The sequence below is a fragment of the Aidingimonas halophila genome (assembly GCF_900106955.1).
Taxonomy (GTDB): Bacteria; Pseudomonadota; Gammaproteobacteria; order Pseudomonadales; family Halomonadaceae; genus Aidingimonas; species Aidingimonas halophila.
Genome location: NZ_FNNI01000001.1, coordinates 170,788 through 188,936, shown reverse-complemented (window position 1 = coordinate 188,936; position 18,149 = coordinate 170,788). Strand labels below are relative to the sequence as shown.

Sequence of the window (18,149 nt, the reverse complement as noted above, 5' to 3'; positions counted from 1 at the left end):
GTGAAGACTCCTCAGACGACGCCACTACTCAGCAGGTCGTGCATGTGAAGGGCGCCGACGGGGTGGCCAGTGTCATCGACCACGGCGAGTGCCGTGATACGGTTATCCTCCATGATGCGAACCGCTTCAGCCGCCAGTATGTCGGGTGCTATTCGTTTTCCCGGCCGAGTCATGACGTCGTCGACCGACAAGGCATGTAAATCCGAGTATTGATCGAGCGTGCGTCTCAGGTCACCGTCAGTGTAGACGCCTTCAAGTCGCCCTTGGCCATCGACAACGCAGGTGAATCCCAGCCCCTTGTGCGTGATCTCGAGTAACGCATCGCGCAGCGGGCTGCCTAACGCGACCTGGGGAAGGCGGTCTCCTTGATGCATGAGGTCGGAAACCCGCAGCAATAGCCGGCGTCCCAGGCTACCTCCCGGATGCGACAACGCAAATTGTTCGGCCGTGAATCCTCGAGCTTCCAGCAGGGCTACCGCTAATGCATCTCCCAGCGCCAGCGATGCCGTGGTTGATGATGTTGGTGCCAGATCCAGGGGGCACGCTTCACGCACAACGCTGGCATCAAGGTGGGCGTCCGCATGTGTGGCGAGCGTAGACCCGTTTCGGCCGGTCATGCTGATCAGGGGGATACCCATGCGCTTCAGCAAAGGCAGCAGGGCGGTCACCTCACTGGTTTCGCCGGAGTTGGATAGTGCCAGCACGATATCACCTGGTGTGATCATGCCCAGATCGCCGTGACTGGCTTCACCGGGATGCACGAAAAACGCGGGAGTTCCTGTGCTGGCCAGGGTTGCAGCGATCTTGCCGCCAATATGGCCTGACTTGCCCATTCCGGTCACGATCACGCGTCCGGTGCATTTCAGGATCAATTGGCACGCGCGGTCAAAATCGCCATCCAGGCGTGAAATCAAGGCGCCGACGGCTTCTTGCTCGAGTTGCAAGGTGCGACGGGCGCTTTGTAAAAACGGAGATTCGGAGTCGGATGTCATGACGTCAATTGTTGGCTGTCCCGTGATGTGGCTCAAGGTTCAAGAGGGTATGATGGGCGTGCCTGTCTTGATCAACAGCCCCAGATAAGCGATATAGGCCAATGTCAGCAGCGTGCCTGCTCCTCTGCCCAGGTTATTATGGCGTTGCCACAGCAACATGGCACCAAGCACGAGCGTCAAGGCAAGCATGACCGGAAAATCCCGGCTGGCTGCCGCTGAGTCCGTGGCGCCCGGTGCCAGTAAGCCGGGGATCGGCATAACCGCTAACATATTGAAGAGGTTGGAGCCGATCACATTTCCGATGGCGATGTCATGGTGACGTTTCAGTGCACTGGCGATGCAGGCGGCCACCTCCGGCAAGCTGGTGCCGATGGCAACGATCGTCAATCCTATCACAAGGTCGCTGACACCGAAGCGGGTCGCGACGTCAATGGCCCCCCAGACCAAGGCCCGGGAACCCAGTACCAGAACGATCAACGAGGTCGCCGACCAGAAGAGTGCCGTTCCCAATCGCATGTCAGGAATGTCGCTATCAGAAACGTCGTCAAGCGTGTCAGCACGAACCAGCCACCATAAGCTAAAAACCAGCAGGGTGAGTAACAGCAATCCATCGACACGTCCGAGGTATCCGTTGGCGAGAGTGTATCCGGCCAGGCCGGTTGCTCCCAGCAACAGGGGCAACTCCTTGCGAACGATGGAGAAACGAATGGGGATCGGTGCCACCAGGGCGGTGACACCCAGCACCAGGCCGATATTGGCTATATTCGAGCCGAGAGCGTTGCCGACAGCTAGCCCGGGGGAATCGTCCAGTGCCGCCATGATGGACACGACGATTTCCGGTGCCGATGTTCCCAGTGCAACCAGTGTCATGCCGATGAGCATTGGGCTCATGCCGGCGCGCTGAGCGGTTGCCGCAGCGGATCCGACGAACCGGTCGGCACTCCATAGCAGGGCGATCAGCCCCGCCAGCATGCTGAAAAGCGCAAGCAACATTGAAAAACGTCTATCGGTTTCGGTGACTGGAAAGGGGACCACATTAAACGCGTCCGGGGCCTCCAACGCAAGGCGCAAGCCGGTATATGGACTTTGGCCGCCTCTTGGGTGCTGGCGAGGGCGGGAAAGGTTAAGATACAATGTTCGATAATTTGGCTGGGGAGGTGAATCCATGGCTGATTCGCCCTGGGTAGTCGTTGACAATTTATATTTTGCTCGCGGAGAGATGGATATCTTTCGGGGGGTGAGCCTGTCGATACCGCGAGGCAAGGTGACGGCCATCATGGGGCCGAGCGGCACCGGCAAGACCACGCTGCTCAAGCTGATTGGTGGGCAATTGGTGCCCGATTCCGGCCGTGTAACGGTGGATGGTCATGATGTGCATGCCTTGTCTCGTCGCGCTTTGTTCCGGCTGCGTCGGCGGATGGGGATGCTGTTCCAGAGCGGTGCCCTGTTCTCTGATCTCAACGTTTATGAGAATGTGGCGTTTCCGTTAAGGGTCCACACGGACCTGCCGGATTCGATGGTTCGCGATGTCGTGCTGATGAAGCTGGAAGCCGTGGGGCTGCGAGGAGCGCGTTATCTCATGCCCTCGGAACTGTCGGGAGGAATGTCACGGCGGGTCGCTCTAGCAAGGGCTATGGTTCTCGACCCTGAGTTGATCATGTATGACGAGCCATTCGTGGGACAGGATCCTATATCCATGGGCGTATTGGTACAGTTGATCAAGCGCATTCATGAGGCGTTAGGGTTGACGGCTATCGTCGTCTCTCACGACATCAAAGAGACATTATCCATTGCCGACTATGTCTATGTGATTGCTGATGGGCAGGTCATGGCGCATGGTACGCCGGAGACTCTGGATGTCGAGGAAGACCCTCGAGTACGACAGTTCGTACATGGCGAGCCTGATGGGCCAGTGCCATTTCATTATCCGGCGGATAATTACTATCACGATATTCTCGACGTGAGGAATGGATGATGGTGGACCTCATTGCCCGGTTGGGTCGCCATGGCTGTGAAACGATCGAGTCACTGGGGCGTGCCGGCATGTTCCTGGCGCGCTCGGCAGTAGGTATGCCATCTCGTGAAGGTTGGTCGTTGTGGCTGCGGCAGATGTATGCCGTCGGCGTGCTTTCACTGGCCATCGTGCTGGTGTCGGGCGTCTTTATCGGCATGGTACTTGGCCTGCAGGGCTATACCATTCTGGTTGATTTCGGTGCGGAACAGGCATTGGGGCAGATGGTGGCACTCTCGCTGTTGCGTGAGTTGGCCCCCGTGGTGGCAGCGCTGCTCTTCGCCGGTCGTGCCGGATCGGCGCTAACCGCCGAGATCGGCTTGATGAAAGCCACCGAGCAGCTCAGCAGCATGGAGATGATCGGCGTCGACCCGCTGCGACGCATCGTGGCTCCCCGCTTATGGGCGGGTTTCGTTTCCTTGCCGGTTCTGACCGTCGGCTTTGGTGTCGTCGGTATCTGGGGAGGGTACCTGGTTGGCGTCCAGTGGTTGGGTATTTATGAGGGGTCTTACTGGAGCAACATGCAGGCCAGCGTAGCGTTCTTTGGTGATGTGGGAAACGGCATGATCAAGAGCCTGGTGTTTGCCTGGGTCGTGACCTGGATTGCTGTCTTCCAGGGGTATGATTTGGTGCCGACATCCGAGGGTATTTCCCGAGCGACAACACGTACTGTGGTGTACTCGTCACTGGCGGTTTTAGGGCTGGATTTCGTGTTGACGGCGCTCATGTTTGGAGGACTTTCCTGATGGTGGGAGATAACGGATGAAGCGCAGCAAGATGGTGGAGCTAAGTGTCGGACTATTCATGCTGGCGGGCATCCTGGGGCTGCTGTTTCTCGGGTTGCGCGTCAGCGGACTGACTTTCGATGCGCCTCGTGAGACATTCACGCTGGAAGCCAATTTCTCCAATATCGGCAGCCTGAAACCACGCTCGCGGGTCACCATGGCAGGTGTGACGGTGGGACGCGTCAGTGATATCGAGCTGGATACCGACTGGTATGACGCTCGCGTTGTCATGGAAATCGATGGTGAATTGGAAGATCAGTTGTCGCGTGACACGACGGCCGCGATTCTGACGGCAGGATTGCTGGGCGAGCAGTACGTTGGGCTGTCGGTCGGGGGAGATCCGGACACGCTCGGTGATGGCGATACCATTAACGACACACAATCTGCCGTCGTACTGGAAGAATTGATCCAGCAAGTCGTGTCGAATATGGCAACGGATTGACAGGGACAGCAAGCTAGGAGAACCGGTTATGCAACTGTTGCAGTGGGTGGGAAAACATACGTTGATTGGGCTGATGTTATGCAGCCTGAGCCTGGTATCGCTGGGCGTGCAGGCTCAAAGTACGGAACAGCGTCCGGAGCAGATAATTCGTGACAGCATTGATGACCTGATGGGCGAAATCGACGGCCGGGAAGATTATTTCGCCGAGAATGTCGATGAACTCGAAGCGTTGGTGGATGCCAACCTGGATGGCGTTGCTGATTTTCGCTATATCGGTGCCAGTGTCATGGGTCGTTATTTCAAGAATGCAACGCCTGAGCAGCGCGCCCGGTTTGCTGATACGTTTCGCCAAACTCTGATCGACACTTATGCCAAGGGGTTAGTTTCGTTCGACTATGATGAGTTGCGTGTCCTGGACAAGCAGCGGCATTCGCGCTCGGAAGATCAGGCGAGTGTGGATATGGAAGTCGTTGCCAATGATGGGGAGGTGTATCCGGTCACGTATTCACTGCGGAAGACGGATGATGGATGGAAGGTTGTCAATGTGATCGTCAACGGCATCAACCTGGGTCTGACGTTCCGCAACCAGTTTGATCAGGCCATGCGAGACCATAATCGCGACTATGATGCCGTCATTGATAGTTGGTCGCCGGAGGTGGATGTCGAGGAATTGGAAAACGGCGAGTCATGACGCTCTTGTTGAATGCTCAAGGCGCCCGCTTGTCGGCAATGGAGCAGCGCCTCGTCGTCAGTGGGGATGTCGACTTTGACGTGGCGACGGTAATTGCCGATGCGGGGAGACAATGGCTTGTTGCTTGCCCGCCCAACGGCGAGATTGAACTCGATTTTGGCGGGGTGGATCGGGTCAGCAGTGCTGCCCTCAGCGTCATGTTGGAGTGGATGCGATGTGCCGTTGACGCTGGCCTGACGGTACGAACCGTCATCTTGTCGCCGCCGTTACGCCGGCTGACTGAAGTGGCAAGCCTGGATGCGCTACTGCCCGCCGATTGATCGACTGACGCGTTTCGTCTGATACTTGTTGCGCCGCCGCCCATCGCCATCGGCGGCGCTTTTCATTACCATGTATGATGGTTTTGGGTCGTGGCGATAGCTGCGATCACGATGATGTCTTCAAGGAGTCCTTGTTCATGCTGCCCAGCGAGGTCAAAGCGCGGCTCGAGTCGCGTATTGAAGGATGCGAGTTCCATATCCAGGGAGAAGGGTGCAATTTTCAGGTGATTGCCGTCGGCGATGTATTCGAAGGACTGAGCGCCGTCAAGCGTCAGCAACTCATTTACGGTGCGCTATCGGAAGAACTGGCCAGTGGAGAATTGCACGCTCTGAGCCTCAAGACTTATACGCCGGCGCAATGGCAGGATGCGCCGGAAAACATTGACGCCTGACACTCCGGAACTCCATGGATAAATTGATCATTACCGGCAATGGCCCCCTCCAGGGGGAGGTGTGGGCGAGCGGTGCCAAAAACTCTGCGCTGCCGGTGCTGTGTGCCTCACTCCTGGCTGATGGCCCGGTGACTATCGGTAACCTCCCTCACTTGCAGGATATTACAACAACCCTCGAACTGCTCGGTCGCATGGGGGTCGAGCCGGTAATGGGCGAAAAAATGACCATCCAGTTGGATGGTTCGCAGGTCCATGACTGTCATGCACCTTACGATTTGGTCAAGAAGATGCGGGCCTCTATCCTGGTGCTGGGACCCCTATTGGCGCATTTCGGTACAGCGGATGTCTCCTTGCCAGGCGGATGTGCCATTGGTTCTCGCCCTGTCGACCTGCATATCAATGGGTTGGAGGCGATGGGGGCGGATATTCGCGTCGAAGGAGGATATATTCGTGCGCGTACTGATGGCCGCTTGCATGGTGCGACGATTTTCTTCGATACCGTTACCGTCACCGGGACCGAGAACCTGATGATGGCAGCGACTCTGGCCAAGGGCACCACCATCCTGGAAAACTCGGCACGCGAGCCGGAAGTGGTGGATCTGGCCGAGTGTCTCAACAAGATGGGGGCCAATATCCGCGGGCATGGTAGTGATACCATTACCATCGAAGGGGTCGAACGGTTGTCCGGGTGTCATCATGATGTGATGCCCGACCGGATCGAGACAGGTACGTTCCTGGTTGCGGCGGCCTTGACCGGGGGTCGTGTCAGAGTGCGTAACACTCGCGCCGACATACTGGAGGCCGTGCTGGCCAAGTTGGAAGAAGCAGGCGCGACTATTACCAGTGGCCCGGGTTGGATAGAACTCGATATGGGAGGGCGTCGTCCCAAGGCGGTGAATGTTCGTACCGCACCGTACCCTGCGTTCCCCACGGATATGCAGGCCCAGTTTGTGGCCTTGAATGCCATAGCTGATGGGCATGGGCGAGTCGTCGAAACGATCTTCGAGAACCGTTTCATGCACGTCCAGGAGCTTAACCGCATGGGGGCGCAGATTGCTCTTGAGGGCAATACCGCCGTGATCAATGGTGTGGACAAGCTGTCCGGTGCCCCGGTCATGGCTACCGACTTGCGCGCGTCGGCCTCACTGGTAGTGGCAGCCTTGTGTGCTGCAGGCGAGACCTTGGTAGACCGCATCTATCACATCGACCGCGGTTACGAGTGTATTGAGGAAAAACTGCAGCTATTGGGGGCGAAGATTCGCCGTGTACCCGGCTGATCGATCAACCGACGAGACGCTATGAGCAAGCAATTGATATTGGCCTTGTCCAAGGGACGTATTCTGGAAGAGACCTTGCCATTGCTGGCAGATGCCGGCATTGAACCTTCCGAGGATATCGACAAGAGCCGTAAACTGCTTTTCGATACTAACTTGCCGAACGTCAAGCTAGTGGTGATACGCGCTACGGATGTGCCGACCTATGTGCAACTCGGTGCGGCGGATCTGGGAGTCGCCGGCAAGGATGTGTTGATGGAGCATGGAGCCGAAGGGCTATATGAGCCGCTGGATCTCCGGATCGCCAAATGCCGCTTGATGACCGCGGGCATCCAGGGGGCTGAGCCGGCCCGCGCGCGTCGCCGAGTGGCCACCAAGTTCGTGGATATCGCACGTCGGTATTATGCGGAACGAGGTATCCAGGCCGAAGTCATCAAACTTTATGGTGGTATGGAACTGGCCCCCTTGATGAATCTGGCCGATGAGATCGTGGATATCGTCGATACCGGTAACACGCTGCGTGCCAACGGCATGGCGCCACGCGAGTTGATTGCCGATATCAGTACCCGGCTGGTGGTCAACAAGGCCGCCATGACCATGAAGCACGAGCAACTGAAACCGTTGATCGACCGACTCCGCGAGGCAGTGATGTCGCGCCACGGGGACCCTACCGTCTCGGCCTGAGAAGCGAAACGACGATCGGCAATCGAGGAAGTAGCATGCCTGACAATTCTGCCACCGACATCCGCATCAACCGATTCTCGACGAAGGATATGGACTTCGACGAACGCCTGAATGCCTTGCTTGAATGGGAGGGGGTGTCTGACGCCACGATACAGCGTCGTGTCGACGATATCATCGAAGCTGTCAGGACGCGGGGTGATGAGGCGCTGCTCGAATATACGCATCGTTTCGACCGTCTTCAGGCGACGACGATGCAGGAATTGACGCTGCAGCCCGAGGTACTGCGCGATGCTTTCGAAAGGCTGCCCGAGAGTCAGCGTGAGGCGCTTGCTGCGGCAGCCGATCGCATCCGTGCTTATCATGAGCGACAGAAGCCAACATCCTGGCAGTATACTGAAGATGACGGCACCGTCCTGGGTCAGCGAGTGACGCCGCTGGACCGGGCAGGTATCTATGTTCCGGGAGGTAAGGCGGCGTACCCTTCCTCGGTGTTGATGAACGCCATTCCAGCGCATGTCGCAGGCGTCAGAGAAATCGTGATGGTCGTACCGACACCGGATGGCGTATGCAATGATCTGGTGTTGGCGGCTGCGTATCTCGCCGGGATTGATCAGGTATATACTCTGGGAGGCGCTCAGGCGATTGCCGCACTGGCATATGGTACGGAGACGGTTCCACGGGTCGATAAGATCGTCGGACCGGGAAACATTTACGTAGCCACGGCGAAGAAAACGGTATTCGGCCAGGTGGGGATCGACATGATCGCCGGCCCTTCGGAGGTTCTGGTGGTTTCCGATGGGGGTACCGAACCGGATTGGCTTGCCATGGACCTCTTTTCCCAGGCGGAGCATGATGAAGACGCGCAAGCGATACTGGTCAGCTGGGATCCCGACCATCTGCAGGCGGTCGAGGCATCGATGAAACGCCTGCTACCCAGTATGGAGCGCGCTTCCATTATTCAGGAATCTCTGCGTAGCAGGGGGGCACTGATTACGTGTCGTGATCGCGATGATGCGCTTGCCTTGATCAATCGCATTGCACCTGAGCACCTTGAGTTGTCAGTGGCGGATCCCGAGTCCATGCTCTCGGGTGTTCGCCATGCCGGTGCAATCTTCATGGGACGCCATACGGCCGAAGTCCTGGGGGATTATTGTGCGGGCCCCAATCATGTCCTGCCGACCTCGGGGACTGCCCGTTTTTCTTCACCACTAGGCGTCTACGACTTTCAAAAGCGTTCGTCGTTGATCCACTGCTCACCCGAGGGGGCATCCGCTCTGGGCAAGACGGCAGCGGAACTGGCACGCGGGGAATCCCTGACAGCGCATGCTCGTTCCGCAGAGTATCGTATCCAGCGTCAGTAAACATGGAACGGTCAGCGTTCGGGTTCGCGTAACTCGGGCGGTGGCCGCTCGCCCACCTCCAGTTCGACGTCGAGCGTTTCCCCATTGCGGATGACCGTCAGCGGTAAGTCTGAGCCTGGCTCTAGCGCCGCTATCTCGGCCATGGCTGCTCGGGCGTCGAGAATCGGTCGCCCATCGATCTCCAGCAGCACATCGCCGGGTTCCAGTCCTGCTTCGTCCGCCGGGCCATCCGGAACCACGCCGGAAATCACGACCCCTTTGAGCGTGTTCAGTCCGAATGAAGCGGCCAGCTCCTGTGTCATTTCCTGGGCTTCGATGCCGAGCCATCCACGAATCACTCGCCCTTGAGTGACCAGCTCGTCGAGGATGTTGCGAGCCAGGTTGGCCGGAATGGCAAACCCGATACCCTGTGACCCACCGGAGCGGGAGAAAATTGCCGTGTTGATTCCCACCATGGCGCCTTCCGGGTTGACCAGCGCACCACCGGAATTGCCAGGGTTGATGGCGGCATCCGTCTGAATGAAATCCTCATAAGCATTGAGTCCCAGATGGCTGCGTCCGGTAGCACTGACTATCCCCATGGTCACGGTTTGTCCGACGCCGAATGGGTTACCGATAGCCAGCGCGACGTCTCCCACTGCGGTCTCGGTGGAATCGGCCATGGAAATCACGGGGAGGTCGTCAAGATCGATCTTCAATACGGCCAGGTCGCTCTCAGGGTCGGTGCCGATGACCTCGGCCAGTGTCTCCCTGCCGTCGCGTAGTGCGACCTGTATCTGGTCGGCATCACTGATCACATGGTGATTGGTCAGAACATAGCCATCTTCGCTGACGATCACTCCGGACCCGAGACTGGAGAGCATGCGCTGACGGCTGGGCATCTCATCGCCATAGAACTGCCGAAAGAAGGGGTCGGACATCAAGGGATGCTGATCACGCTCGACGACCCGGGAAGAATAAATGTTGACAACGGCTGGAGCGGCACGTTCGACCGCATCGGAGTAGCTGGCGGGCCCTTGTTCGCGCGACAAGGGGGCGGCGCTCTGTACATCGGGAGCCGGGCGGGAGTCCTCTTCCGAGGTATCGCTACTGGTCAATTGAGGAATGGCCGGTGGTTCGACCGTCGGGAGTTGTAAGGTCGGAATGGGGTCGGAGCCGTTGTCATCCTGGTCCTGTGAGCGTCCAATCAAGTCAGGAAACGCATTGAGCAGAACGATGGCAAGCAATATGCCGGACAGAACCGGCCAAAAAAGTGGCAAGAAACGGCGCATGCAAAGCATCCTTGTCGACTTGGGCGGTCGCTGATATGGACCTGGGTCGTTACAATGATGTGATTGTAACACTGCCCATTTCACCTGTCCGGAGGTGGCGATGATCTCTCGTGATGAACTTGTCGAAGCCTGTGAAACCCAGTTGCAACCCGACAAGTTCAAGGACTTTACTGTCAATGGATTGCAGGTGGCTGGAACGGAGACAGTTCAACGCATCATGACCGGCGTGACTGCCTGTCAAGCGCTTCTCGATGAGGCGGTTGCATGGGGAGCCGATGCGCTACTGGTACACCACGGATATTTCTGGAAGAACGAGCCTGTCAATATCACTGGGATGAAGCGTCATCGGATAGCGACATTACTCACCAATGATATCAATCTGATGGCTTATCACCTTCCACTGGATGCGCATCCGACACTGGGAAACAATGCCAGGTTGGCGGAACTCATGGGTTTCGATGTCGATGGTTGCGCGGATGCACCCCTGGGGGAGGGGCTGTTGTGGCTCGGAGCGCCAAAACAGCCACTGGATGATCGTGCCTTGGCGGCCCGGCTGCAGGAGAAGCTCGGTCGGGCGCCGTTGCTGATATCAGGGAATGATCGGCCGTTGACCCGCATAGCCTGGTGCACCGGAGGCGCCCAGGACATGATTGCCCAGGCCGCTGAGTCGGGCGCGCAAGCCTTTATTTCCGGCGAGATCTCGGAGCGTACTACGCATATGGCAAGAGAGATGGGTATCAGCTACCTGGCTGCGGGTCACCATGCCACCGAGCGTGGTGGTATCAAGGCACTGGGCGAATGGCTGGCGACCCATCTCGAGCTCGAACATCGTTTCGTGGACATCGACAATCCGGCCTGACGTTGTCAATAGCGCGGTGGCTGATCCGGCTCCTGGGTCGTGGACGTCGAGCGTAGCCCGAAATCTTCAGACAGTGTGCCGTGATTATCGGCGTAGTCGCGCGGGGCGGCTGTGACTGGTTCGCCGGGCTCCGCTTCATCAGCCGGCATGTTGTTGAGTCGCCGACGGATCTGGCTATCGTCACAGAAGCGATCGGCTCCTTGGGCAAGTTGTTGCTCAAGCTCCTGGCTCTGACGTTGTATGCTTTCTACAAGATCGGCAGCCCGGGCAAAATGATCATTCAATGATTCTTTGACCTGGTTCAATTCCAGCTCGGTTTCTGCCAGGCGCTGGCGCACTTTCTGATTGCGGGCCACATTGCTGTTCAGCAGATGATACCCCAGAGCGCCGATACCTATTCCCGCCAGCCCACTGACGATTGCCAGTATCCAGTCGATATTGCTCTCGTACACGTCGTTCCCCTTAGAAATGCTTGCGGCACTGGTCGTCATTGACGAGATTATGAGCGACCAGGCTTGTGACGGCGACGATTGCGATGACGTCGCTCGAGCCCATTATATGGGGCAGGCCAAGACTGAGGTCAATGTGCATGACGCAAGGCATTGGTCGATGGCATGCGCTTGGCGCTTGGACAGCGTATAATATGCCAAGCTTATAAATTCGTATGAGGCAGCCCATACACTGATGTGTTCAACAGTGACCACTCCACATGACCCGTCCGCTGCGCATGCAGCCGCCACACCATTGGCTCGTTATCATGCCGATTTGGCGCGTGAAGATTTCGAATACGACCCCGCTCAGGAAGAGGCGGTCAAACACCTTCAGCGACTCTACGATGAGTTGGTGTCCAAGCCCCGACCCGAGCCTCGACCCGTCGCTTCAGGCAAGGGGCTGCGGTCGCGTTTGGCCGGGTTGTTGGGGCAGAAGCAGGAATCATCCCCATTTCACGAGTCGCCCGACATCATGGGGCTGTACTTCTGGGGCGGTGTTGGGCGTGGCAAGACATACCTTGTGGATACCTTCTACGAGACACTGCCGTTCCCGGACAAGATGCGAACGCACTTTCACCGTTTCATGCAGCGTGTGCACAACGAGCTGGAGCATTATAAAGGCGAGAAGAATCCGTTGCGCTTGATCGCTGCCAAGTTTGCCAGTGAGGCTCGTGTCATCTGTTTCGACGAGTTCTTCGTAAAGGACATCACCGACGCGATGATCCTGGCCAATTTACTGGAAGCCCTGTTCGAGCAGGGGGTGGTTCTGGTTGCCACATCGAATATTACTCCTGACGACCTGTACAAGGATGGATTGCAGCGTGCGAGATTCCTGCCGGCCATCGATCTTCTCAATCGCCATTGCGTGGTGGTGAATGTGGATTCAGGGGTCGACTATCGGCTAAGGGCTCTTGAGAGGGCTGAAATCTTCCATTCCCCCCTTGATGACGCGGCGGAAGCCGAACTGGCGCGCAGTTTTCGAGAAATTGCCGGAAGCGAAGGGGAGAGCGGGGTGTCTATAGAGGTCAATCACCGGCTCTTGACGTCTCGTCGTATGCATGACGATGTGGTCTGGTTCGAGTTTTCCGAACTCTGTGATGGCCCTCGTAGTCAGAACGATTACATTGAACTGGCTCGAGAATTTCATAGTGTCCTGCTCTCCAATGTTCCCTATATGGGCCGTGAAAGCGATGATCAAGCAAGGCGCTTCATCAATCTGGTCGATGAATTCTATGATCGCGGTGTGAAGCTGTTGATGTCTGCGGCAGCACCGGCTGAGCAGCTTTATCGTGGCGATGATCTGGCCTTCGAGTTCGAGCGGACACTGTCACGCTTGCTTGAGATGCAGTCGCATGAGTACCTTGCGCTACCGCATAAGCCCTGAATACGAGTGATACAGAACCAGGTCCGAGCCAGTATGGCTGCAGTTCGTGATCGATTTCGCTTAACCTTTCCTTTTCAGGCATGTATAATGCGCGCTCGCTCGGCTCGTTGTGCCGTTTACCGAGCTCTACCGTACGGCACAACCAAGAAGAATAGGGATGGTCACGTAAGTCAGGAATGGCAAACGTTGGCCCAATACATCGATTTTGGTGAATCAATTCATGAAGACGTTCAGTGCTAAGCCGCAGTCCGTCCAGCGCGATTGGTATGTCGTCGACGCGACGGACAAGACGCTCGGTCGTCTGGCAACCGAAATTGCCCGCCGTCTGCGTGGCAAACACAAGCCCGAATACACTCCGCATGTCGATACCGGTGATTACATCGTGGTGGTCAATGCCGAGAAGGTTCGCGTGACCGGCAACAAAGCGAGCGACAAGCAGTACTATCGGCATACCGGCTATCCGGGGGGTCTGCGTTCGATGAGCTTCGAAGGTATGATCGAGTATGCGCCGGAGCGCGTTATTGAAAAGGCCGTCAAGGGCATGCTACCCAAGGGGCCGCTTGGACGTGCCATGCATTCCAAGCTCAAGGTCTATGCAGGCGCCGATCATCCGCATACCGCTCAACAGCCGCAAGAACTGAACCTTTAAGGGGTACTCGTCATGTCACAGCAGTATTACGGTACCGGGCGCCGCAAGACCTCTACTGCCCGAGTGTTTCTGAAGCCGGGCACCGGCAAGATTTCTGTCAACAATCGCGAACTGAATGATTACTTCGGTCGCGTGACTGGTCATATGGTCGTTCGCCAGCCGCTGGAGTTGACCGAGACTCAAGATCAGTTCGATGTTTACGTCACTGTGTCCGGCGGCGGGGGCTCTGCCCAGGCAGGAGCTATCCGTCACGGGATCACCCGTGCCCTGATTCAGTACAACGAGGATTTCCGTAAGCCGTTGCGTACCGCCGGCTATGTGACTCGGGATGCACGTAGCGTGGAACGTAAGAAGATCGGCTTGCGCAAGGCGCGTCGCCGTCCTCAGTTCTCCAAGCGTTAATCGCGCTTTCCATAGCAGTTGTGGCGCCCGGGTCAAAAAATGCCCGGGCGCTTTCTTATGTAAATCAAATAGATAAGCCTCATATGCAACTTAGGTCAGAGACTGCTTATCTTGTGTTGAACTGTTCACTTTTTTACCATAGCTTGGATTAATGTCCGTGAGTCGCCCGGCATCAGCGAACAATAGAGACCGCGGGTGAGTTGATGGGAGAAACATTACAATGACAGAGCACGGCATCAACAAAGGGAGACGCCGCTTCCTCGTGGGAGCGACTACCGTCGTGGGGGCGGTGGGTGCTGTCGGGGTTGCGGTTCCCTTTGTCGCTTCATGGCAGCCAAGTGCCAGAGCGAGGGCAGCGGGAGCGCCTGTACCTGCCGATATTTCCAAGCTTGAGGAAGGTCAGCAGATGACCGTCGAGTGGCGCGGCAAGCCGGTATGGCTGGTGCGCCGTAGCAAGGAAATGATCGAAGCGACGGAGAATTTGGATACCTCACAACTGGCGGACCCTGACTCTGAGGATCCCCAACAACCGGAATATATTTCTGGTCCCCTTCGCTCCATCAAGCCCGAAGTCGGCGTCCTGGTAGGCATTTGCACCCATCTGGGCTGTTCGCCGACATTCCGTCCTGAGCCGGGGGCTTCTGATCTGGGAGGCGATTGGCCGGGTGGCTATTTCTGTGCCTGTCACGGGTCGCGCTTCGACCTCGCTGGTCGCGTGTTCGTCAATGTCCCGGCGCCGACCAATCTCGAAGTGCCGCCACATCGCTATGAAGGCGACAATATCGTCTGGGTTGGGGAAGACAAGGAGAGCGCCTGATGGGTAATCCGAATCGCGTCAAGGCGGAACGTGGGTTCATGCGTTGGGTGGATGACCGCTTCCCAGCCACTCAGATGTGGCAGGAGCATCTGTCCAGGTATTATGCCCCTAAGAATTTCAATTTCTGGTATTTCTTTGGCTCACTGGCGTTGTTGGTGCTCGTCAACCAGATCCTGACCGGGGTCTGGCTTACCATGAGCTATAACCCCTCGGCCGAAGGGGCATTCGACTCCATTGAGTACATCATGCGTGATGTCGAATACGGGTGGCTGATTCGCTACCTGCACTCAACGGGGGCGTCGGCATTTTTCGTCGTTGTCTATCTGCATATGTTCCGCGGCTTGCTGTACGGTTCCTATCGCGCGCCGAGAGAGCTCGTCTGGGTGTTCGGCATGACGATCTATCTGGTGCTGATGGCCGAGGCCTTCATGGGCTATCTACTGCCATGGGGGCAGATGTCCTATTGGGGCGCTCAGGTGATTATCTCGTTGTTCTCGGCGATTCCTCTTATCGGGCCTGACCTTGCGCAGTGGATTCGTGGCGATTTTCTCGTGTCGGGAATTACGCTCAACCGGTTCTTTGCGCTGCATGTGGTGGCGTTGCCTATCGTCATCCTGGGATTGGTGGTCCTCCACCTCATTGCGTTGCATGAAGTCGGATCCAATAATCCTGACGGGGTCGAAATCAAGGACAAGAAGGATGCTTCCGGCAAACCCCTGGATGGCATACCGTTCCACCCTTACTACACTGTCAAGGACTTGTTTGGGGTCGCCGTTTTCCTCTTCGTGTTCTGCGTGGTGGTCTTCTATTTTCCTGAAGGTGGCGGTTATTTTATCGAAAAGCCCAATTTCGAACCCGCTGACCCGCTATCGACACCGGATCATATCGCGCCGGTGTGGTATTTCACGCCTTTTTACGCCATGTTGCGGTCTGTGACCTTCTCCCTGTTCGGCCTTGATGCCAAGTTCCTTGGTGTCATGACCATGGGAGCGGCGATTGCGATTCTCTTCGTTCTTCCTTGGCTGGATCGTAGTCCAGCACGCTCGATGCGCTACAAGGGCTGGTTCTCACGAATCATGCTGGGGCTGTTTGTGATCAGCTTCTGCATTCTGGGAGTGCTGGGAGTATTGCCACCCACTGGAGTGCGGACTCAGATTTCCCAGATTTGTACGGCAGTCTATTTCGCGTTCTTTCTGCTGATGCCGTACTACACACGGATAGAAAAAACAAAACCCGTTCCGGAAAGGGTGACTGGCTAATGAAAAAGCAACTGTTCGCACTGCTGTTCGCGCTGGTTCCCTTGGTCGGTGTCGCCGCGCCCAGTAGTGACTTGCCGTATTCGATGACACCGGATCTTGAGGACAAGGCATCGCTGCAAAATGGCATGAAGCTGTATGTCAATTATTGCCTAGGATGCCATTCCCTGGAGTATCAGCGTTTCTCGCGCGCCGCGAGTGATCTTGATATGCCTCAAGATCTGGTCGAGGACAATCTCATCTTCTCCTCCGATTTATTGTTCAATGATCAGATGCATATCGCCATGGATAAGGGCGATGCGGAAAACTGGTTCGGAGCGCCGCCGCCCGATCTGACACTACACAGTCGGTTACGAGGGACCGACTGGATATATTCATACCTGCTGACCTTTTATAAGGATGAAGATCAGCCCACGGGCGTCAACAACGAAGTCTTCGATATGGTGGCCATGCCTAATGTGCTGGAGCCCTTGCAAGGGGTCCAGGAGAAAGTATGCCCTGAAGATGAAGATGCGAGTGGGGATGGGTCGTGCGATGTGCTTCAGGTGACAGAGCCTGGCGAGATGGAGCCCGAGGAATTCGAAGAGGCTGTCTACGATCTCACCAATTTTTTGGCCTATGTTGGGGAGCCCTCCAAGCTCCAGGCCAATACATTGGGGCCAAAGGTCTTGATCTTCCTGTTCATCTTCGGCGTCATAGCCTACCTGCTCAAACGAGAGTACTGGCGGGACGTGCATTGATCCAGCAGTGATCTTCGACATGAGGGCGCATGGTCTCAGGGCCATGCGCCTTTGACTTTTATGCCAGATATCGAAAGTCCGGTACTGTATATGGGCAGCGTGTCACAGTCAGGACGTGTTATCATTCGGGTTCGGACAAATGTGAGGATTGTTTCATGGGTGTAGTGACAAAGCGGTCGTCGATGACGTTCTATTCCGGGAGTGACGACCACTTCAGTCATCGAGTGCGTATCGTCTTGGCCGAGAAAGGCGTGGCTGTCGACATCCTGGATGTTACGGAAGACAATCATCCCAAGGAGCTGGCGGACCTGAACCCCTATGACAGTGTGCCGACTCTGCTGGATAGGGACTTGGTACTCTACGAATCCAAGGTGATGATGGAGTATCTGGATGAACGTTTTCCGCATCCTCCCTTGTTGCCGGTCTATCCGGTAGCGAGAGCGCAGAGTCGCTTGTGGATGCACCGTATCGAACGGGAATGGTGTCCGCTGGTCGATGATATTCTCAGTGGGTCCAAGAAAGACGCCGACCGGGGACGTAAGGAATTACGCGAAAGCTTGGTGGGGATATCCCCCATCTTCGAAGACATGCCGTTTTTCATGAGTGAAGAGTTTTCATTGGTGGATTGTTGCATGGCGCCTTTGCTATGGCGTTTGCCGGCATTGGGAATTGAATTGCCGGAAAAGCAGGTCAAACCTTTGCTGGCATACATGGAGCGCCTGTTTGCCCGTGACACTTTCCAGGCATCGCTTTCCGAAGCCGAGCGGGAAATGCGCGCCTGAATTCAGCGAATAGCGATGAAATCGTGACACCTATCCGGTATGCGATAAAGCGAGGTTCCCCCATGTTATCTAGCCGTCCTTATCTTGCCAGAGCACTATACGAGTGGCTGCTGGACAACGATCAGACACCGTATATCGTCGTGGATGCTGAACGCGAAGGAGTACTGGTGCCAAGGCAGTTCGTGCAGAACGGTCAGATTGTGCTCAATCTCTCGCCGTCGGCCGTACGTGAACTCTCAATAGGAAACGATGCAATTACATTCAATGCCCGCTTTGGGGGGCACCCCATGGAAGTGGTGGTACCCAGCGATGCGTTGATTGCTCTTTATGCTCGGGAAAATGGCGTTGGCATGGTCTTCGGTCATGAGCCGGTCATGCCTGGTCAGGATGAGCCGGAAGAGGAGTCGGAGCCTGTCATATCCGATGAGGCCGAGAAAAAGCCCGATTTATCCAGCGTCGAATCATCGGCTACGGATGCCGAGGATGAGGGTAAATCGAAAGCGCCCAACAAAGGCAAACCGTCATTACGAGTCGTCAAGTGAGAGC

The 18,149-nt window shown here is 56.5% G+C and carries 22 protein-coding genes; 18 read left to right on the top strand and 4 right to left on the bottom strand.

Translation table 11 applies throughout. The features are described 5' to 3' along the window. Positions 1–11: 11 nt before the first annotated feature. Both BLW01_RS00910 and BLW01_RS00905 read right to left on the bottom strand, forming a co-directional pair. Positions 12–992 carry a KpsF/GutQ family sugar-phosphate isomerase gene (locus tag BLW01_RS00910; protein ID WP_092567611.1) on the bottom strand — a complete coding sequence of 327 codons (981 nt, stop codon included), beginning with the start codon at positions 990–992 and terminating at the stop codon, positions 12–14. A gap of 39 nt (positions 993–1,031) precedes the next feature. Continuing rightward, a complete protein-coding gene (locus BLW01_RS00905; RefSeq protein ID WP_092567610.1) occupies positions 1,032–1,985 on the bottom strand; it encodes a calcium/sodium antiporter in 954 nt (317 codons plus the stop codon). A 172-nt stretch (positions 1,986–2,157) separates the two neighbouring features. On the opposite strand from BLW01_RS00905, the gene BLW01_RS00900 reads away from it, so the two are divergent. The 9 genes from BLW01_RS00900 to hisD all read left to right on the top strand — a co-directional run bounded on the left by BLW01_RS00900 (position 2,158) and on the right by hisD (position 8,952). After that, positions 2,158–2,967, top strand: a complete 810-nt coding sequence (locus BLW01_RS00900) for an ATP-binding cassette domain-containing protein (RefSeq protein ID WP_092567609.1) — start codon at positions 2,158–2,160, stop codon at positions 2,965–2,967. Further along, complete coding sequence (gene mlaE, locus BLW01_RS00895; protein WP_092567608.1) at positions 2,967–3,749, top strand: lipid asymmetry maintenance ABC transporter permease subunit MlaE; 783 nt, start codon at positions 2,967–2,969, stop codon at positions 3,747–3,749. The genes BLW01_RS00900 and mlaE overlap by 1 nt, the downstream gene beginning before the upstream one ends. A 16-nt stretch (positions 3,750–3,765) precedes the next feature. Then, the gene (mlaD, locus tag BLW01_RS00890; protein ID WP_092567607.1) at positions 3,766–4,230 is read left to right on the top strand and encodes an outer membrane lipid asymmetry maintenance protein MlaD; all 465 of its coding nucleotides are present in this window, start codon (positions 3,766–3,768) and stop codon (positions 4,228–4,230) included. Between the two features lie 73 nt (positions 4,231–4,303). After that, positions 4,304–4,921 (top strand): MlaC/ttg2D family ABC transporter substrate-binding protein, encoded by a 618-nt coding sequence (locus BLW01_RS00885; protein WP_373294013.1) that lies wholly within the window; start codon positions 4,304–4,306, stop codon positions 4,919–4,921. After that, positions 4,918–5,241, top strand: a complete 324-nt coding sequence (locus BLW01_RS00880) for an STAS domain-containing protein (RefSeq protein ID WP_092567605.1) — start codon at positions 4,918–4,920, stop codon at positions 5,239–5,241. The genes BLW01_RS00885 and BLW01_RS00880 overlap by 4 nt, the downstream gene beginning before the upstream one ends. A gap of 137 nt (positions 5,242–5,378) precedes the next feature. Then, on the top strand, positions 5,379–5,633 hold the full coding sequence (locus tag BLW01_RS00875; RefSeq protein ID WP_092568068.1) for a BolA family protein: 255 nt from the start codon (positions 5,379–5,381) through the stop codon (positions 5,631–5,633). 14 nt (positions 5,634–5,647) lie between these two features. Next, positions 5,648–6,910, top strand: coding sequence for a UDP-N-acetylglucosamine 1-carboxyvinyltransferase (gene murA, locus BLW01_RS00870; protein ID WP_092567604.1), 1,263 nt, complete (start codon positions 5,648–5,650; stop codon positions 6,908–6,910). 21 nt (positions 6,911–6,931) lie between these two features. After that, positions 6,932–7,591 carry an ATP phosphoribosyltransferase gene (gene hisG / locus BLW01_RS00865; RefSeq protein WP_092567603.1) on the top strand — a complete coding sequence of 220 codons (660 nt, stop codon included), beginning with the start codon at positions 6,932–6,934 and terminating at the stop codon, positions 7,589–7,591. Between the two features lie 35 nt (positions 7,592–7,626). After that, on the top strand, positions 7,627–8,952 hold the full coding sequence (gene hisD / locus BLW01_RS00860; RefSeq protein ID WP_092567602.1) for a histidinol dehydrogenase: 1,326 nt from the start codon (positions 7,627–7,629) through the stop codon (positions 8,950–8,952). A gap of 11 nt (positions 8,953–8,963) precedes the next feature. Here the strand turns inward: hisD and BLW01_RS00855 are convergent, their stop codons facing one another. Continuing rightward, entirely contained in the window at positions 8,964–10,223 is a 1,260-nt protein-coding gene (locus BLW01_RS00855; RefSeq protein WP_092567601.1) for a Do family serine endopeptidase, read from the bottom strand. A gap of 100 nt (positions 10,224–10,323) precedes the next feature. Here BLW01_RS00855 and BLW01_RS00850 point away from each other — a divergent pair, with 100 nt between their 5' ends. Further along, positions 10,324–11,082, top strand: coding sequence for a Nif3-like dinuclear metal center hexameric protein (locus BLW01_RS00850; RefSeq protein WP_092567600.1), 759 nt, complete (start codon positions 10,324–10,326; stop codon positions 11,080–11,082). A gap of 5 nt (positions 11,083–11,087) precedes the next feature. Here BLW01_RS00850 and BLW01_RS00845 read toward each other — a convergent pair whose 3' ends face one another. Continuing rightward, positions 11,088–11,534 carry a Z-ring associated ZapG family protein gene (locus BLW01_RS00845; protein WP_092567599.1) on the bottom strand — a complete coding sequence of 149 codons (447 nt, stop codon included), beginning with the start codon at positions 11,532–11,534 and terminating at the stop codon, positions 11,088–11,090. Between the two features lie 232 nt (positions 11,535–11,766). On the opposite strand from BLW01_RS00845, the gene zapE reads away from it, so the two are divergent. The 8 genes from zapE to BLW01_RS00805 all read left to right on the top strand — a co-directional run bounded on the left by zapE (position 11,767) and on the right by BLW01_RS00805 (position 18,145). Continuing rightward, positions 11,767–12,957, top strand: a complete 1,191-nt coding sequence (zapE, locus tag BLW01_RS00840) for a cell division protein ZapE (RefSeq protein WP_092567598.1) — start codon at positions 11,767–11,769, stop codon at positions 12,955–12,957. A gap of 220 nt (positions 12,958–13,177) precedes the next feature. Further along, positions 13,178–13,606, top strand: a complete 429-nt coding sequence (gene rplM / locus BLW01_RS00835) for a 50S ribosomal protein L13 (protein WP_092568067.1) — start codon at positions 13,178–13,180, stop codon at positions 13,604–13,606. A gap of 12 nt (positions 13,607–13,618) precedes the next feature. After that, entirely contained in the window at positions 13,619–14,008 is a 390-nt protein-coding gene (rpsI, locus tag BLW01_RS00830) for a 30S ribosomal protein S9 (RefSeq protein WP_092567597.1), read from the top strand. Positions 14,009–14,228: 220 nt separating this feature from the next. Further along, on the top strand, positions 14,229–14,825 hold the full coding sequence (gene petA, locus BLW01_RS00825; RefSeq protein WP_092567596.1) for a ubiquinol-cytochrome c reductase iron-sulfur subunit: 597 nt from the start codon (positions 14,229–14,231) through the stop codon (positions 14,823–14,825). Further along, entirely contained in the window at positions 14,825–16,084 is a 1,260-nt protein-coding gene (locus BLW01_RS00820) for a cytochrome b (RefSeq protein ID WP_092567595.1), read from the top strand. The genes petA and BLW01_RS00820 overlap by 1 nt, the downstream gene beginning before the upstream one ends. Next, complete coding sequence (locus BLW01_RS00815) at positions 16,084–16,821, top strand: cytochrome c1 (RefSeq protein WP_092567594.1); 738 nt, start codon at positions 16,084–16,086, stop codon at positions 16,819–16,821. The genes BLW01_RS00820 and BLW01_RS00815 overlap by 1 nt, the downstream gene beginning before the upstream one ends. A 155-nt stretch (positions 16,822–16,976) precedes the next feature. After that, the gene (sspA, locus tag BLW01_RS00810; RefSeq protein ID WP_092567593.1) at positions 16,977–17,603 is read left to right on the top strand and encodes a stringent starvation protein SspA; all 627 of its coding nucleotides are present in this window, start codon (positions 16,977–16,979) and stop codon (positions 17,601–17,603) included. A gap of 62 nt (positions 17,604–17,665) precedes the next feature. After that, on the top strand, positions 17,666–18,145 hold the full coding sequence (locus BLW01_RS00805; protein WP_092567592.1) for a ClpXP protease specificity-enhancing factor: 480 nt from the start codon (positions 17,666–17,668) through the stop codon (positions 18,143–18,145). The last annotated feature ends 4 nt before the right edge of the window (positions 18,146–18,149 follow it).

Excerpts from the sequence above, each read along its gene's own strand:
- BLW01_RS00910 (WP_092567611.1), bottom strand. The coding sequence starts at position 992 with ATGACATCCGACTCCGAATCTCCGTTTTTACAAAGCGCCCGTCGCACC.
- BLW01_RS00905 (WP_092567610.1), bottom strand. The coding sequence starts at position 1,985 with ATGTTGCTTGCGCTTTTCAGCATGCTGGCGGGGCTGATCGCCCTGCTA.
- BLW01_RS00900 (WP_092567609.1), top strand. The coding sequence starts at position 2,158 with ATGGCTGATTCGCCCTGGGTAGTCGTTGACAATTTATATTTTGCTCGC.
- mlaE (WP_092567608.1), top strand. The coding sequence starts at position 2,967 with ATGGTGGACCTCATTGCCCGGTTGGGTCGCCATGGCTGTGAAACGATC.
- mlaD (WP_092567607.1), top strand. The coding sequence starts at position 3,766 with ATGAAGCGCAGCAAGATGGTGGAGCTAAGTGTCGGACTATTCATGCTG.
- BLW01_RS00885 (WP_373294013.1), top strand. The coding sequence starts at position 4,304 with ATGTTATGCAGCCTGAGCCTGGTATCGCTGGGCGTGCAGGCTCAAAGT.
- BLW01_RS00880 (WP_092567605.1), top strand. The coding sequence starts at position 4,918 with ATGACGCTCTTGTTGAATGCTCAAGGCGCCCGCTTGTCGGCAATGGAG.
- BLW01_RS00875 (WP_092568068.1), top strand. The coding sequence starts at position 5,379 with ATGCTGCCCAGCGAGGTCAAAGCGCGGCTCGAGTCGCGTATTGAAGGA.
- murA (WP_092567604.1), top strand. The coding sequence starts at position 5,648 with ATGGATAAATTGATCATTACCGGCAATGGCCCCCTCCAGGGGGAGGTG.
- hisG (WP_092567603.1), top strand. The coding sequence starts at position 6,932 with ATGAGCAAGCAATTGATATTGGCCTTGTCCAAGGGACGTATTCTGGAA.
- hisD (WP_092567602.1), top strand. The coding sequence starts at position 7,627 with ATGCCTGACAATTCTGCCACCGACATCCGCATCAACCGATTCTCGACG.
- BLW01_RS00855 (WP_092567601.1), bottom strand. The coding sequence starts at position 10,223 with ATGCGCCGTTTCTTGCCACTTTTTTGGCCGGTTCTGTCCGGCATATTG.
- BLW01_RS00850 (WP_092567600.1), top strand. The coding sequence starts at position 10,324 with ATGATCTCTCGTGATGAACTTGTCGAAGCCTGTGAAACCCAGTTGCAA.
- zapE (WP_092567598.1), top strand. The coding sequence starts at position 11,767 with ATGTGTTCAACAGTGACCACTCCACATGACCCGTCCGCTGCGCATGCA.
- rplM (WP_092568067.1), top strand. The coding sequence starts at position 13,178 with ATGAAGACGTTCAGTGCTAAGCCGCAGTCCGTCCAGCGCGATTGGTAT.
- rpsI (WP_092567597.1), top strand. The coding sequence starts at position 13,619 with ATGTCACAGCAGTATTACGGTACCGGGCGCCGCAAGACCTCTACTGCC.
- petA (WP_092567596.1), top strand. The coding sequence starts at position 14,229 with ATGACAGAGCACGGCATCAACAAAGGGAGACGCCGCTTCCTCGTGGGA.
- BLW01_RS00820 (WP_092567595.1), top strand. The coding sequence starts at position 14,825 with ATGGGTAATCCGAATCGCGTCAAGGCGGAACGTGGGTTCATGCGTTGG.
- BLW01_RS00815 (WP_092567594.1), top strand. The coding sequence starts at position 16,084 with ATGAAAAAGCAACTGTTCGCACTGCTGTTCGCGCTGGTTCCCTTGGTC.
- sspA (WP_092567593.1), top strand. The coding sequence starts at position 16,977 with ATGGGTGTAGTGACAAAGCGGTCGTCGATGACGTTCTATTCCGGGAGT.
- BLW01_RS00805 (WP_092567592.1), top strand. The coding sequence starts at position 17,666 with ATGTTATCTAGCCGTCCTTATCTTGCCAGAGCACTATACGAGTGGCTG.